This is a genomic window from Methylomonas sp. MED-D, assembly GCF_050276835.1.
Taxonomy (GTDB): Bacteria; Pseudomonadota; Gammaproteobacteria; order Methylococcales; family Methylomonadaceae; genus Methylomonas; species Methylomonas koyamae_A.
This window is the reverse complement of record NZ_CP189965.1, coordinates 655,733-671,793: the sequence shown is the minus strand read 5'-3', so window position 1 is coordinate 671,793 and position 16,061 is coordinate 655,733. Positions and strand designations below refer to the sequence as shown.

Annotated in this window: 9 protein-coding genes; 6 read left to right on the top strand and 3 right to left on the bottom strand. The window is 58.4% G+C overall.

Translation table 11 applies throughout. The features are described from left to right. The 3 genes from ACQE3E_RS02940 to ACQE3E_RS02930 are packed head-to-tail and all read left to right on the top strand — an operon-like array spanning window position 1 to window position 7,591. Window positions 1-2,148, top strand: coding sequence for a TonB-dependent receptor plug domain-containing protein (locus tag ACQE3E_RS02940; RefSeq protein ID WP_313729133.1), 2,148 nt, complete (start codon window positions 1-3; stop codon window positions 2,146-2,148). A 31-nt stretch (window positions 2,149-2,179) separates the two neighbouring features. Further along, on the top strand, window positions 2,180-3,148 hold the full coding sequence (locus ACQE3E_RS02935; RefSeq protein WP_427501210.1) for an ABC transporter substrate-binding protein: 969 nt from the start codon (window positions 2,180-2,182) through the stop codon (window positions 3,146-3,148). Window positions 3,149-3,154: 6 nt separating this feature from the next. Next, complete coding sequence (locus ACQE3E_RS02930) at window positions 3,155-7,591, top strand: EAL domain-containing protein (RefSeq protein WP_427501209.1); 4,437 nt, start codon at window positions 3,155-3,157, stop codon at window positions 7,589-7,591. Window positions 7,592-7,613: 22 nt separating this feature from the next. Here the strand turns inward: ACQE3E_RS02930 and ACQE3E_RS02925 are convergent, their stop codons facing one another. Further along, a complete protein-coding gene (locus ACQE3E_RS02925) occupies window positions 7,614-7,886 on the bottom strand; it encodes a hypothetical protein (RefSeq protein ID WP_064031606.1) in 273 nt (90 codons plus the stop codon). 593 nt (window positions 7,887-8,479) lie between these two features. On the opposite strand from ACQE3E_RS02925, the gene ACQE3E_RS02920 reads away from it, so the two are divergent. Both ACQE3E_RS02920 and ubiD read left to right on the top strand, forming a co-directional pair. Continuing rightward, a complete protein-coding gene (locus ACQE3E_RS02920) occupies window positions 8,480-8,971 on the top strand; it encodes a sterol desaturase family protein (RefSeq protein WP_313729138.1) in 492 nt (163 codons plus the stop codon). Window positions 8,972-9,110: 139 nt separating this feature from the next. Continuing rightward, entirely contained in the window at window positions 9,111-10,574 is a 1,464-nt protein-coding gene (gene ubiD / locus ACQE3E_RS02915; RefSeq protein WP_427501208.1) for a 4-hydroxy-3-polyprenylbenzoate decarboxylase, read from the top strand. Window positions 10,575-11,266: 692 nt separating this feature from the next. On the opposite strand, the gene ACQE3E_RS02910 is transcribed toward ubiD, so the two are convergent. Together ACQE3E_RS02910 and ACQE3E_RS02905 are read right to left on the bottom strand one after the other, a co-directional pair. Then, window positions 11,267-12,979 carry a DUF885 domain-containing protein gene (locus tag ACQE3E_RS02910; RefSeq protein ID WP_427501207.1) on the bottom strand — a complete coding sequence of 571 codons (1,713 nt, stop codon included), beginning with the start codon at window positions 12,977-12,979 and terminating at the stop codon, window positions 11,267-11,269. Window positions 12,980-13,134: 155 nt separating this feature from the next. Continuing rightward, a complete protein-coding gene (locus ACQE3E_RS02905; RefSeq protein WP_168029954.1) occupies window positions 13,135-13,980 on the bottom strand; it encodes an HDOD domain-containing protein in 846 nt (281 codons plus the stop codon). Window positions 13,981-14,162: 182 nt separating this feature from the next. Between ACQE3E_RS02905 and ACQE3E_RS02900 the strand changes: the two genes are divergently transcribed. Further along, window positions 14,163-15,998 (top strand): EAL domain-containing protein, encoded by a 1,836-nt coding sequence (locus ACQE3E_RS02900; RefSeq protein WP_313729141.1) that lies wholly within the window; start codon window positions 14,163-14,165, stop codon window positions 15,996-15,998. Window positions 15,999-16,061 lie beyond the last annotated feature (63 nt).

Below are 16,061 nucleotides of genomic sequence, written 5' to 3'. Positions count from 1 at the left end.
ATGCATCGCCGCCTGTTCTTCCTCGCCGCGGTTTGCGTCAGCGCAAGCCCCTCGGCGCAACCGGTTTCGACCGAGGAAGAAGAAAAAGCCCTATCGCAAATCTACGGCGGCGAAGAAATGGTCAGCATCGCCAGCGGCTACAAACAGCCGATTTCCAAAGCGCCGTCAATCGCGACGGTCATCACCGCGGAAGACATCAAATCGATTGGCGCGACCGATATCGACGAGGCGTTGGAAACGGTTCCCGGCTTGCATGTGGAGCGCAACACCATAGGCTATAACCCGATTTACACCTTTCGCGGCATTTTTTCGCAGTTCAATCAGCAAGTGCTGATGATGGTCAACGGCATCCCGATCACCAATTCCTATACCGGCAGCCGAGGCGAGGCCTGGGGCGGCATGCCGCTGCGCGACGTCGCCCGGATCGAAGTGGTGCGCGGTCCCGGCTCGGCGGTGTACGGCGCGGACGCCTTCGCCGGCGTCATCAACGTGATCACCAAAACTCGGCAAGACATCGAGGGCACCGAGGTGGGCGGCCGGGTCGGCAGCTTCGACACGTACGACGGCTGGGCGCTGCACGGCGGCGAATGGGCCGGCTTCGACGTGGCGTTGGCGCTGGAATACCACAAGACCGCCGGCCAGGATTCGATCGTCGATGCCGACCTGCAAAGCTATTTCGACAGTCTGGGCCTGGGGCCGAAAGCCTCGTTGGCACCAGGACCGCTCAATCTGTCGCGCGACAATCTCGATGCCCGCATCGATTTATCGCGCGGTCATTGGCGGTTTCGCGGCGGCCTGCAACATCGCGGCGATTTCGGTAACGGCTCGGGCGTCGCTCAGGCGCTGGACCCGATCAACCGCTACGCCAGCGACCGCTGGAATGCCGACGTCACCTACCATAACGACGATATCGATAACTGGGATCTGACCACCCAAGCCAGTTATTTCGAAACCACCCAGGAAATCGAACGCAATTTGACACTGTTTCCGCCCGGCACCACGTTGCCGATCGGCGGCAACGGCCAGATCGGCCTCGGCGCGCCGGTCACCTTCCCGAACGGCTATATCGGCAACCCGGAAGTCTGGGAACGCCATGTTCGCATCAACCAATCGATTGCTTACACCGGTTTTCAGCAACATTTATTGCGCAGCGGTATCGGCTTCAATTACGACAGTCTGTTCCGGGCCAAAGTCAGTCAGAATTTCGGTATCGACCCGACCACCGGCCTGCCGATTCCGTCGCTACCGGGCATTCCGCTCACCGATGTTTCGGGCACCGCGTCGACCTTTATCCCGGAAGTCGACCGCAAGGTCGCCTATTTGTTTTTGCAGGATCAGTGGAATTTCGCCAACGACTGGACGCTGACCGCCGGCGCCCGCTACGACCGCTATTCGGATTTCGGCAACACCTTCAATCCGCGCGCCGCGTTGATCTGGGAGGCCGACTACAACCTGACCGCCAAGTTGATGTACGGCTCGGCGTTCCGCGCGCCGTCGTTTCAGGAGATGTACATCATCAACAACCCGGCGCAGCTCGGCAATCCGCGCTTGAAGCCGGAAACGATGGAAAACCTCGAACTGGGTTTCGACTACCGGCCAACCGACAGCCTGCGCCTGGGCTTGAACTTCTTCAACTATTGGTGGAAGGATATTATCCGCTTCGTGCCGGACAGCGGTTCGACGACGTCCACCGCGCGGAACACCGGCACCCAACAAGGTTACGGCACCGAGTTCGAAGCGGAATGGCAGGCCGCCGACAATCTGAAACTGATCGGCAATTACGCCTACCAACGCAGCCGCGACGAAGCGCTGAATCACGATGCCGGCTATGCGCCGCATCACCAGATTTATTTGCGCGCCAATTGGGAATTCCTGCCTGACTGGTCGCTCAGCCCGCAAGCCAAGTGGATTGTCGGCCGCGAACGCAGCTACGGCGACACACGCGAGCCGGTAGCCGACTATACTTGGGTCGACTTGACCCTACGCCGGCAAAATCTGGCCAAACATGTCGAAGTGGCGTTCTCGGTTCGCAACCTATTTGACGTCAGCGCCCGCGAACCCAGCTTGGTTGGCAGCCCGACCGCCATCCCCAACGATTTACCGCTGGCGACCCGCAGTTTTTACGGGGAAATCAGCGTTAACTTTTAGCCGACGAATTGTCGCCGCGACTGGCTCATTCATGCATTATTCAGGAGTTATTTTGTTCGGTCGTTTGATTTTCACGCTGCTATTGGCAGTCTTTTTGTCGGCGATGGCCGGTATCGCGCGAGCCGATACGCCGACGGTAGCAATCGTTTATCCGGATGTCCGCGAACCTTACCGCTCGGTGTTTTTGGAAATCGCCCGCGGCATGGAGGAGGAACTGGGCAAACCGGTCGGCCACTATCTGCTCAACGACCGCGACTCGACCGCCGCCGACCGCTTGATCGGCGCCCTGAAAAACGACCGGATCGACGTGGTCGTCACGCTGGGCCGCGCCGGACTGGCGGTGGCCAAGCCGCTCTCGGCGGCATTTCCGGTCGTGATCGGCGCAACGATGATCCGCCCGGACGAGGTACCGCAAGGCTTGGCCGGCATCAGTCTGACGCCGGCCCCGGAAGCGATGTTCGACCATCTGAAAAAATTGGTGCCGGACATCAAAAAAGTCACTGTGATTTACGATCCCCGCCAAACCGCCTGGGAAATCGAACACGCCGAACGTGCCGCCAAGGAGAGGGACTTGATCCTGACGGCCCAACCGACCGGCAACCTACGCGATTCCTCGGACCTGTTCCGGCAGATCCTGCTGGAAATCAAAGACAACTCGATCGCGTTGTGGCTACCGCGCGAAAACGCGGCGATGGACGAACAATCGCTGTTGCCCGAAGTGCTCCGGGAAGCCTGGGAGAAAAACTTCGTGGTGTTCTCCAGCAATCTCGACCATGTCCGCAAAGGCGCGTTGTTTTCGTTGTATCCGGACAATTTCGGCATGGGCCGCAGCTTGGCCAGCTTGGCCTTGCAACAAGCCAGGCCCGACGGCAAATTCGAGTCGGTCAAATTGCTGCGGGATTTGCTGGTCGCCGTCAACTTACGGACCGCCGAACATTTAGGCCTGCGTTTTTCCAGTCAGACCCGCCGCGAATTCGCCATGGTTTTCCCAACCCCCTAAGCCCGAATGAAGCAGCGATCGAGGCCACGCCTGCGGGGAGCGAGTTTTTTACAACAACTGACGGTCACCTTTACCGTCGGGCTGCTGGCGATCTCACTACTGTCCTCGTTCGGCATTTCGACCTTGTCCTACCGCATCGTTCGCGATCAATGGATCGCCCAGGGCCGCCAATCCACCGAAGCCTTCGCCGCCCAAAGCGCGCTGGCCTTGCTCTACGCCAGCAAGGAAAACGCCGAGGAACCGGCCCGGCGATTTCTGTCCTTCCCGGACGTGCGCGGGGTTGCGATTTTCAACGCCGCCCGGCAAGCCTTGTTCGAGCGCGGCGACACCACGCTGCCCGACGGCGGCGACGCATCCGGCTGGCCGGACGACCTGCGTCTGGTCCAGGAAACCGATCAAGCCTGGTATTTCGTGGCACCGGTGTTCGCGCGCGGCGGCGACCAGGACGCGTCGCCGTTCGAGGCCCAGGCCGAACCGGAGTTGATCGGTTACGTGCGTTTGGCCCAGGGCAAACACTCGCTGAACGTGATGAAAAAACAGATACTCTGGGCGACGCTGCTGGTCTCGGGCGGCGCGGCCATGCTGTTTTTCGTGTTCCTGCTGGCGATGACCCGCCGCCTGACCCTGCCGATCCAACTGCTGGCCAAGCAAATGGGCAAGGCATCGGCCGGCGCGAAAAACGTCCGAGCCAAATTACAGGGCCCGCGCGACATCACCGATATGGGTAGCGCCTTCAATACGATGATGGAAGTATTGGAAACCCGCGAAAAGCAGTTGGAACGCGCCCGCGACACCGCACTGGAATCGGCGAGATTGAAGGGCGAATTCGCCGCCAACGTCAGCCACGAATTGCGCACGCCGCTGAACGCCGTGCTGGGCATGTTGGAACTATTGCAGGACATGGGCCTGACGCCCAAGCAACTCGAATATTCGATGATCGCCCGCAACGCCGGCGAAGCATTGTTGAAATTGATCGAGGACATCCTCGACTTTTCCCGGATCGAAGCCGGTATGTTGAAACGTCAGCCGGTGGATTTCGTACTTTACGAAACGTTGGACGAAGTCGTCGAATTGATGGCCGGCCAAGCTCACCGCAAAAACCTGCAACTCCATTACGCCGTCGCCGACGAAATCCCGTTGGTGATGAACGGTGAGGCCTCCAGGGTCCGGCAAGTGCTGATCAATCTGGTCGGGAACGCGCTGAAATTTACCGAGCAAGGCGCAATCTCGATTCGGGTTAGCGTGGAAAGCGCCAGCGCCGACCTGCATCTGCTGCGCTTCGAGGTCAGCGACACCGGCATCGGCATTTCCGCCGCCGCCCAGTTAACCATCTTCGACGCCTTTGTACAGGCCGACGGCTCCAGCACCCGCCACCACGAAGGCGCCGGCCTGGGCCTGGCGATCTGTCGGCAACTGGTCAATCTGATGGGTGGCAAGATCGGCGTGGTCAGTCAGCCCGGCGGCGGCAGCACCTTCTGGTTTACCGTGCCCTTCGAGGCGCCGCGCGGCACTCAAGCGTTGTCGGAAGCCCGCCAGGCTTATTTCGCCAATTTGCGCGTCCTAGTAATTTCCGAAAACGCCAAGATGCGCCAATTCCTGACCCAGACCCTGGAACATTGGCAAATCCATTACCGCCACAGCGAATACGGCATTCGCGCGGTCGACATGCTGCGCTCGGCGCGCGAACAGGACCAGGCGTACCAATTCGCGATCGTCGATCTGAAAGACGCCGGCGACCTGAGTTGGCTGGATTTGATCGCTCACGATCCGGCGCTGGCCGACCTGAAAATCATCCTGCTGTCCAATCCGGGCAACACCGCCGGCCAGTCCCGCCTGCCCAACGTGGCCGCCAATCTGACCAAACCAGTACAGGTATCCAAGTTATACGACTTCATCCTGACCGTCGGCCAGGATTACCGGGACTCCGCGCCGGTCGAAGCCGCCGCCGAAACGCCGCACTCAGCCGAGTTGGGCCGCGTAATCCTGATCGTCGAGGATAACCGCGCCAGTCAGATGGTGGCGGCCGGCATGCTGGAGCGGCTGGGCTGCGCGTACGAAATCGCCGCGTCCGGCAACGAAGCCTTGGAATGGCTGGCGCGCAAACCCTTCGACCTGGTCTTGATGGATTGCCACATGCCGAACATGGACGGTTTCGAAGCCACTCGCCGCATCCGGCTATTGCCCGAGCCGTTGGCGCGCATTCCGATCGTGGCGATGACCGCCAACGCCCGACAAGGCGACAGCGACTTGTGCCAGGCCGCCGGTATGGACGATTACCTGGCCAAGCCGATCAAATTGGCGCCGTTGCGCGAAAAGCTGCTGCACTGGCTGGAGAACGCCCCTGTCGCGGCGAAGCCCAATATCCGCGCCAACGCGACGCCCAACACCTTGGACGACCAGGTCTTGCGCCAATTGCGCGACGAAATCGGTCAAGGTTTCGAGCGGATGGTACGGTTTTATCTGGAAGATTCGCCGGTCCAAATCCAACAATTGGCTTTGGCCTTGACGACCAACGACGCACGACAGGTTCGCGAACTCGCCCATAGCCTGAAAGGCGCCAGCCGCAACCTCGGCGCCAATAAGCTGGCGGCCGTCGCCAAGCAGCTGGAAGATGCCGGAGAGCAGCATAGTCTTGAAAACAGCGAAGCGCTGCTGCGCCAATTGCGCGAGGAATATCAATTCATCGAACAATTGCTGCTACGCGAAATCGGCACCGAAACGATCGCCGACGCCGCGCCCACGCCGCAAGGTCCGCGCATTCTGGTGGCCGACGACGACCGCGCGATGCGCTTTGCGTTGCAGGATATTCTGGAAAAGGACGGCTACATCGTCGACCTGGCCGGCACCGGTCAGCAAGCCGTCGCTATTTGTCAACAGCAAATGGCCGATCTGATCCTGATGGATGCGCTAATGCCGGAGATGGACGGCTTCGAAGCCTGCCAAAAAATCCGGGCGCTGCCGAACGGCGCCGAAGTGCCGATTTTGATGATCACCGCGCTGGAAAACGAACATTCGGTGGAGTTGGCCTTCTCGATAGGCGCCAACGACTACATTCCCAAGCCGATCCATTTCACGGTGTTGCGTAAACGCATCGCCCACTTGCTGGATGCCAGCCGCAGCCAGCGCACGCTGAACCGCCTGGCTTATCACGACCCATTGACCAATCTGGCCAACCGTGCTCAGTTCATGGACAAGCTGAACGCGGTCATCCAGGCCGAAGGCATCCACCCGCAATTGCACGCGGTGTTATTTCTGGATTTGGACCGCTTCAAGCTCACCAACGACACGATGGGCCACGATGTCGGCGACCAATTGTTGAAAGCCGCCGCCGAGCGCATCCAGAGCTGCGTGCGCAAGGAAGACATGGTATCCCGCTTCGGCGGCGACGAATTCATTCTACTGTTGGAAAAAATCGGCAACGCCCAGGTCGCGGTGGCGGTCGCCGACAAAATCTGCAACACCATCGCCAAGCCCTTCCTGCTGATGGAGCAAGAGTTCTATATCAGTTGCAGCATCGGCATCTCCTTGTTTCCGGCCGACGGCATCGACAGCGGTTTGTTGATCAAACACGCCGACACCGCGATGTACCGCGCCAAGGAACAGGGCAACACTTTTTGTTTTTACGAAGACAGCATGGAATTCGCGGTATCGTCGAAACTGCGGTTGGAAAGCGATTTGCGCCGGGCTTTGCAACGCGACGAATTCTTTCTGCACTACCAACCGCAAATCGATCTGAATTCCGGCCGTATCATCGGTGCCGAAGCGTTGATCCGTTGGCAGCATCCGACACTAGGCTTGGTGCCGCCGGATGCCTTCATCCCGGTGGCCGAGGAAATCGGTCTGATCGAAACGATAGGCGCCTGGGTGTTACGCGAAGCCTGCCGGCAAAACCGTTTGTGGCAGCAAACCGGCTATCCGCCGTTCAGCGTTGCAGTCAACGTCTCGGCACGCCAGTTGGATCACGAGGATTTCGCCGATCAGGTGACCGCGATCGTCGCCGATACCGGCCTGCCGCCGCAATACGTCGAGTTGGAATTGACCGAGAGTCTATTCATCCGCCACCCGGAAAAAAAGCGCGAGATTCTGGCTCGACTGCGCGAAGCCGGCATGCAAATCTCGATAGACGACTTCGGCACCGGCTATTCCAGCTTGAACCAACTGAAGCACTTTGCCTTCGACAAGTTGAAAATCGACCGCTCCTTCGTCGCCAACATCATGCACGACGCCGACGCGGCCGCCATCGTACTAGTGATTATTTCGATCGCCCGTATCCTCAAGTTCAAGGTCATCGCCGAAGGCGTGGAGACCGAGCAACAAGCCCAATACCTGATGCAAAACGATTGCGACGAAGCCCAAGGCTACTTGTTCGGCAAACCGATGCCGGCCGAAGACCTCACCGCCATCCTGGAGCGCGCCGGACAGCTTTACCGCATTGCCCATTAAGCGCCGCCCGGCGCTGTTGCGATTACCGCCAGTTGCCCGGATAGCTATAAATAGCTTGGCCGTATGCTTTATCGACGTAGATCGCCCGCGCTTTGCCCATCGGATGCTCCGCGATCGGGTTCGGGTAGCTGTGTATGCCCCGGCTATAGGCCGGATTGTCGTAGACCACTTCGGCGATAGCGGTTTTGGCTTCCCCGCTATTGGCTTCAATTCGGTCGCCGTGCGCGCGTACGTTGGCGGCCATCAATACGGTGGCGATAACGGCGGCGATTTTAATGGTTTTGCTGGTGTTCATGGCTGTTCTCCTGATAGGTGTTTGATAAGGCCGGCGGCGATATCTCGCCCGGTTCGTCCGGCTTGGTCGCTATTCTGGAGAAGATTTTTATATAAATAAAATCGATTGTTTTTATAATATCGATAGCTTTTTTATATAAATACGCCGTAACTAGTCATAGGCGTTTTTGGGGGGAAGTGATGACCAACGGCGCCAAGTTAAACGGTTGCAGTCCATGTAGGCCGCTGGCTGAACGGAGCTTGAAATGAGGCTTTGGCCCAGCCGAAATAAGGCGCTGGCCGAACCGAAATAAGGTGCTGGCTGAGCCGAAATGAGGCGTTGGCTGAGCGGAGCCGAAGCCAGCGATTTCGCTTCGACGCCGCTCAGCGAACGGCATAGCTGACATTGAGAAGTTCATCCCCCGTTCCGCCGGGAGAGGGCGTTTTTACTTCGCGCTGAATAGTTACAATACGCTCAGCCTTCAGCAGGCCGCGCCGCCACACAAAACCGAGCCTGATGAGGGGGCAGCCGACAAGAAATCGAACATCGACACGCCAGTCCAAGTCGCCACAGCCGCCTCCAAAGCGTCTTCCCCCAATCGAACAGGATTACCGATGATGTTTGCCGTCCAGTTTGTTCTAGCGCTCTGTTACGCCAATCTCGGCGAATGGTTGATGCATAAATTTATCCTGCACGGCCTGGGCAAGCGCCGGAACAGCTTTTGGGCCTATCACTGGCACGGGCACCACGCGACCTGCGCCGAACACGCGATGTACGATCCGGGTTACGCGAAAATCCGCTTGAACGCATGGAACGCGCAGACCAAGGAACTGGCGGTATTGGCCGGCATCGCCTCGCTGCACGCGCCGTTACTAGCGATCTGGCCCGGCTTTCCGTGCGGCCTGTATTTTTCTCTACTGATTTATTACACCCGCCACCGCAAGGCCCATTTAGACCCGGCTTGGGGCCGGCGCCATTTAAGTTGGCACTACGACCACCACACCTTACCCAAACCCGGCAACTGGTGCGTGACCTGGCCTGGGTGCGACTACCTGTTCGGTACCCGGCTATCCGCTCCGAAGCCTAACGACGCCGACCGAATTTAAGCGCTCGCCGCTCGGGCGCCCGGCTCGCCTTGCAATTCCCCCGACAAAGCGGGCAAACTTGTCGCCGATTAGCCTGGAACCGCCGGTCGTTCGGTCTTAAAACCTGCCGTTCCCTGCCCCACTGACCACCCACCATCCGATGAAATACAAAGACTTAAGAGACTTTATCGCTCAACTGGAAAAACAAGGCGAACTGAAACGCATCAAAATCGAGGTCGATCCCTATCTGGAAATGACGGTGATCTGCGACCGGGTCTTGAAGCAAGGCGGTCCGGCCTTGCTGTTCGAAAACGTCAAAGGTTCCAATATCGCCGTGCTCGGCAATCTGTTCGGCACCACCAAGCGGGTGGCGATGGGCATGGGCGCCAGCGATATTTCGGAATTGCGCGGTATCGGCGAACTGCTGGCTTACTTGAAAGAACCCGAGCCGCCCAAGGGCATGAGAGACGCCCTGGAAAAACTGCCAGTGTTCAAGCAGGTGCTGAACATGGCACCCAAAGTCGTCAGCAATCCGCCATGTCAGGAAGTAATCCGCATCGGCGCCGAGATTGACTTGGCCGATTATCCGATCCAGACCTGCTGGCCGGAAGACGCCGCGCCGTTGATTACCTGGCCGCTGGTGATTACCAAGGGGCCGAACAAGGAACGCCAGAATCTGGGCATCTACCGCCAGCAGGTGATAGGCAAAAACAAGGTCATCATGCGCTGGCTGGCGCATCGCGGCGGCGCCCTGGATTTTCGGGAATGGCAACAGCAGCGGCCCGGCGAACCGTTCCCGGTCGCGGTGGCCTTGGGCGCCGATCCTGCGACGATTCTGGCGGCGGTGACGCCGGTGCCGGACCCCTTGTCCGAATACGCCTTCGCCGGCCTGTTGCGCGGCAGCAAGACCGAAGTCGTCAAATGCCTGAGCAACGATTTGCAGGTGCCGGCCAGCGCCGAGATCGTCCTGGAAGGCTTTATCCATCCCGGCGAAACCGCGCCGGAAGGTCCCTACGGCGACCACACCGGTTATTACAACGAAGTGGACGAATTCCCGGTGTTCACCATCGAGCGCATCACCCAGCGCCAAGTGCCGATCTACCACAGCACCTACACCGGCCGGCCGCCTGACGAACCGGCAATTCTCGGCGTGGCCTTGAACGAAGTGTTCGTGCCGATTCTGCAAAAGCAGTTTCCGGAAATCGTCGATTTCTACTTGCCGCCGGAAGGCTGCTCGTACCGGATGGCGGTAATCAGCATGAAGAAGCAATACGCCGGCCACGCCAAGCGGGTCATGCTCGGCACCTGGTCCTACCTGCGGCAATTTATGTACACCAAGTTTGTGATCGTCGTTGACGACGACGTGGATGTGCGCAACTGGCAAGACGTGATTTGGGCCATCACCACCCGCATGGACCCGGCCCGCGACCTGACGATACTGGAAAACACGCCAATCGATTATCTGGATTTTGCGTCGCCGGTGTCCGGTCTAGGCTCGAAAGTCGGCTTCGACGCCACCAACAAATGGCCCGGCGAAACCCAGCGCGAATGGGGCAGGCCTATCGTGATGCGCGAGGACGTCATTAAAAAGGTTGATGCGATGTGGGACAGGTTGTTCAACTGACCGCCCGCGTCAGAATAGTTGTCGCCTCAAATTTTCAACCGAATTTAAATTTGAGATCAAAAAATGAATCCTTCCAAGAACCGGAAGGACAAAGCCTTGGCCGAAGCCACCGCCTTGTTGATCTCGCAAAAAAGGTCCAGGCACTGTTGGGGGCGACGGATACAGTCGAATCACCCGACCGTGCCGACGACTCGGCGGAATGTGGCAACGGCCGAAAATCCCGCGCGGTGCAGCGAAACCGATACACAATTTGAGGCCCGCCACCGCCTACCGGCATAGCCTAACGATCAGGACGGGATTTTCACCGCGCGGAATAAAACGCATCGGCGTAGGCACGGCTTCCGCCGCGATCGGCAGCGCGCCGAAACCGTGCGCCGGCGGCTGGACCGGCGACTTTGTTATAAAAACAGCCGTCGCGAGAGCAAAGCCATTGGCGATTAAACCGGCCCTCAATACCGCTCGCGGCAAGCCTGTAGACCGTTGCTGGTGAACTTGTAAACCGTTCGCGGTGAGCCTGTCGAACCATTCGCGGTAGCTCGTAAACCGTTCGAGGTGAGTCTGTCGAACCATGGACGGTTTACCAGTTCGCCCTCCGGCCGCGCTCGGGACCAACGGTTAATCCTCGACTTTACGGCATGGGAGTGCCTGCCATCCGCCGATCCGCGCCGGACGTACCGCATTTCCGATGCGAGTTAACGCCCTTCGCTGGCCAACATCGCCTTCGCGACCAACGGAATCGGCGGCGAGCCGTAGCTTAAAAACGTATCGTGGAATTGCCGCCAGGCTTTACGGCCGCCGCGCCGGGCGCTCCAGTCGTCGCGCAGTTGCCGGATCAGCAATTTCCCCAGCGTGTAGTTCAGATAGGCCGGATCGAAGGTGCCGCGCGCGGCCTGCTGGCGGGCGTTGCCGGGATCGCGGAAGGCTTGTTCCCGGAACATTTGTTCGGCCTGCTCGACGCTCCAGCCTTGGGTATGCAAGCCGATCGCGGCCAGAAAGCGCACGTCGCGCAGCAAGGCGTTGACCAACTGGCCAATGTGGGTTTCCGGATCGCCGTCGTTCAGGCCGGCTTCCCACATCAATTCCTCGGCGTAATGCGCCCAACCTTCCGAAAACGCATAGCTGCCGAATAGTTGACCGAATTTGGAGCCGGCCCGATGGGCGTGCAGGAATTGCAGAAAATGGCCGGGCCAGACCTCGTGCGCCGACACGAACAGCAAATTGGCTTGGCCGGGCAGATAGGCGGCCTGCTCGGCCGCGCTCCAGGCCGAATCGGGCGGCGCGACGTAATACACCGACGGCAGGCCGTGCTCGTAGGGTCCCGGAATGTCGATGTAAGCCAGATTCCAACGCGCATAAGGCGGCGACGGCGCGACATGGGCTTCGTCGTCGCTGGGGATGGTCAGCAATTGCCGCTCGGCGACGAAGGCTTTCAAGTGCTTGAGTTGCTCGCCGGCGGCGGCGACCGGACCGGCCGCCGGCTTATGCGCCTCCGCCCGCGCCACGCACTCGGCCGTCGTCGCTTGCGGCGCGAACCGGCGGCAGGCTTGCGCCAATGCTTTCAGATTGCGCTGCAAATCGGCGCGGCCCATTTGCTCCAGCTTCGGCAACGGCAGCTCGACGGTTTCGGTATCAGCCAGCATCCGGCTGAAGGTTTCCGCCCCCAGCGCGAATGCGTCGGTCGCCGTCGGCCTTTGTTGCTCCAGCCAATCCACCAACTCGCGCAGCGCCTGTGCCGCCGGACCGACTTTTTCTACAAACGCCCGTTGCAATTCCGGATCGGCGACATCGGCAAACGCGGCCTTGGCCTCGGCTTCGTAAAATTTGGCCAGGCCGCCGAATACGGTTTTGCCGATGTCGAGGTAGGTGCGCGGCAGCGGCAATTCCAGATTGGCGCGGATTTGGGCAGCGGCGCGCGGCACGTTGCCGGCGTAAGCAATGAACGCCCGCATCCGCTCGGCCAACGGTGCATAAGGCCGGCTGATGTAAAGATTCGGGTCCAAGGCGCCGGCATAAAACTGCGGGCTTTTGAACGGCCGCCGCGCGACTTGCCGCCAGAACAATTCCTTGGCCACGGTCGCTAGCAAATAGTCGCGCTCGAAACGTTGCGCCGGCGTCAAGGCTTGGTCCGGATAGGCCAGCGCCAACATCCGCTGCGCTTCCAGCCAGCGTTCGGTATCGCGCAAACCTTGCGGACTCCAATCCGGCAAGCGACCGTCGAATTCGTGGCGGCCGGCCTCGGCGGCGAAGGTGGGTTGCTGCTCAAAGTAGCCGGCAATAAAGCCTTCGACAAATTCCGGCCAGGCCGGCGGCCGGGTTTCGGCGGCATGCGCGGGTATCATCCGCAACATCAGCAAGCAAGCGCACCAAAACCCAGCGCGGCGAAGTTTGTTTGACGCAGCCATCATGGATTTCCCTCGAAATCGGCCAAAACCCGATAATAACCGGATTCAGCCGCCAAACGAAACCGAAAAGCCGGGCATAGCGACGCTGCAACCTGAAACTCGCCGGCTTCGGCGAAGGAAAATCCGTAGGCGGCGGCCTCGGATAGCCCGCTTCGGGTTTAGGAATAGAACAATTTAAAAATGCCTTCGAATTCCATGCTGATGTCGTCCAACACGACACTGAGCTGATCGGGCGTCAAGCCCAGAGCGTCGATAGTAAAAGCATCGTAGGGATTCTCGATTCGGCACAGCAGATTCGCCAGTCTGACGATGGCGGCAATGTCGGCGCAGGGTGCCAGTGTGTCCGGATAGCAATGCAGCCTGACGCTTTCGACGATGACTTCGGGCAGCTTCCAAAGCCGGCAAAGCTCGGCGCCAACTTGGAAATGATCGAAGCCAATGACGTTTTGCTCGATGCGCACTTCGTCGTCGCTTTCCGGTTGGGCTTGCGACTGCAGCAACAAATCGACTTCCCGCGCCAGCACCGGAATTCGTCGGTAGAACACCAGTTGGCCGATGTTGTGGACCAATCCGCACACGAAGGCGGTATCGGCGTAACGCTTTCCCAGCAGTTTGTCGAGCGCTCTCGCCAGCAGCGCGCAACGTAAATTGCGCGCCCAATAGTCGTGCATCGACAACAATTGCCCCGGCAGTTCCGAGAACCTCTCAACCACCACCATCGCCAACACCAAGTTCTGCAATTCGCGCATGCCGATCAGCGAAATCGCCTTGGCGATCGAACTGACTTGCGACGGAAACCCGTAAAACGCGCTATTGACGATCTTCAAAACCTTCAACGCCAGAGCCGCGTCGTCTTCGATAACGAAGGCCGCATCGCTAGCCGATTTTTGCGGATCGTCTATGATTTTTTTAAGCAGAAAATAAACATTGGGGGGCGAAACCAACTGAATGTCGCCTCGAAGTAAATCCGAAACGCTTAAACCCAACGACGAAGAAAGTTGCATCTGGATTATTGGAATGAAAATTTAACCTATACTAAACCGCAGCTTTATAGAAATGACTTTAAGCACTCAGTTTAAACCTAGACCATTTATATAATTTTTCAATCCTCACCCTGCTGGATTCCTGCGCACGCTATGGTTTATGATGGTTCAAGATTTTTTCAATACCTGGACGGTATGGACAGATGATTGCCAGTGACGCGCTCAAGGAAAAACTTATCATCATTGCCGAGCATGACGAGGTTTCCGCCCAAAAAATCGCCGCCACCCTCAAGGCCAAAGGCTTCGGAAACCTCCGTTCGGCCAGCAACGGCGAACAAATTTACCAGATTCTCAAACCCTTCCACGACCAGCCGCAAGCCGTCGGCCTGATCGTGCTGAACGCCAAATTGCCGGCCTGTAAAACCGCGGATCTCTGTCACAGCTTGGCCAATGCCAACGAAGCGTCGGTGATACCGGTCGTGATCCTGGACGACGAAAACCCCGACTGCAGTGCGTCGCCATGCCCTCAGGAGTACGAAAACTGCCTGGTGTACAAAATCAACAATCCATTCAACACCCAGGAATTGTTGCTGGCGGTCCGCTTTCTGCTTAGCCTGCATCAGGAGCGTTTACTGCGCTTCAAGCAGGAAGAACAATTGATCAACGAACTGGCCGCCAAAAGCATCATCGACGCCAAATTGAAGTTTTTGGTCGCCCACGACGAATTGACCGGTTTGTTTAACCGGAGCAGTTTCGAACGGCAACTGCGTTTAATCCTGAACCGCAGCAATAAACTGCAGAAAGACGGCGCCCTGCTGTTTATCGACGTCGATCGCTTTAGCTTGATCAACGAGCTGGAGGGTTTCGAAGTCGGCGACCGTCTGTTGGTCGAATTGACCATACTGGTCCGGAAAATGGCGCCGCCGGGCAGTTTGTTCGCCCGCATCGGCGCCGACGAATTCTGTCTGTTCCTGGAAAACAAAACCCAAAAACAAGCCAGAGTGTTCGCCGAGACGATCAAGAACGCGGTCGACAATTTCCGTTTTTTTACCGGCGAAGTTTGTTATAGCGCATCGGTTTCGATCGGCATCGCCGCACTCGATAATTCAGTGGCCGCCGTGCATCCCGGCGAGATGATTCTGCACGCCCGTCAGGCCTGCAACTATGCTAAAAACAGCGGACGGGACAAGGTATGCCTTTACAACAGCGAAGATATTTCGGTCAAGGAACGCCGCCGCGACATCTATTGGGTACCGCTGATTCGCAAGGCCTTGCGCGAAAACAACCTGTTTCTGGTTTTTCAACCGGTCGTTCAGTTATGCGACGGCAATATCTCCCACTACGAGGTGTTGCTGCGCATGCGCGGCGAAAACAACGAAGTGATCACGCCGGATCAGTTCATCCCGGTCGCCGAGCGCACCGGCTTGATCCACGCGATCGACCTATGGGTCGTCGAACACGCGATCGATTTTTTGGCGGCGATGCCGTCTTACATGTCTTACGTGTCGCTGGCGATCAATCTGTCCAGTACCGCCTTCCAGTATCCCGATCTGCTGCCGACGATACGGGACAAGCTGGAATTGACCTGGGTGGAAGCCGGCCGCCTGACCTTCGAGATTACCGAAACCGCCGCCGTCGACAATTTCGAAAAAACCCGCCACATGATCAACAAAATTCGAGCGCTGGGTTGCAAGTTCGCGCTCGACGATTTCGGCGCCGGCTTTTGTTCGTTCAATTACCTGAAAACCTTTCCGGTCGATTACGTCAAAATCGACGGCCAGTTCATCCGAAACCTTCTGGAAAACGAAACCGATCAGATTTTGGTGAAATCCATGGTCGAAATCGCCGCCAAATTGGGCAAAAAAACCATCGCGGAATTCGTCGAATCGGCCAGCACCGCGCTCAAGCTCAAGGAAATCGGCGTCAATTTCGGCCAGGGCTACGCCTTCGGCAAGCCCGACATCAATCTTCTGGATAGCCATAAAGTGTCGATCGCGATTTTGCTGAACGGCCACACCAATCAAACGCCGGTGAAATAAGCCGAGTTACCCGCCGGGAAAATCGCCCGTATTTACCGCTTCGCCCGCCTCTGGTATATTCGC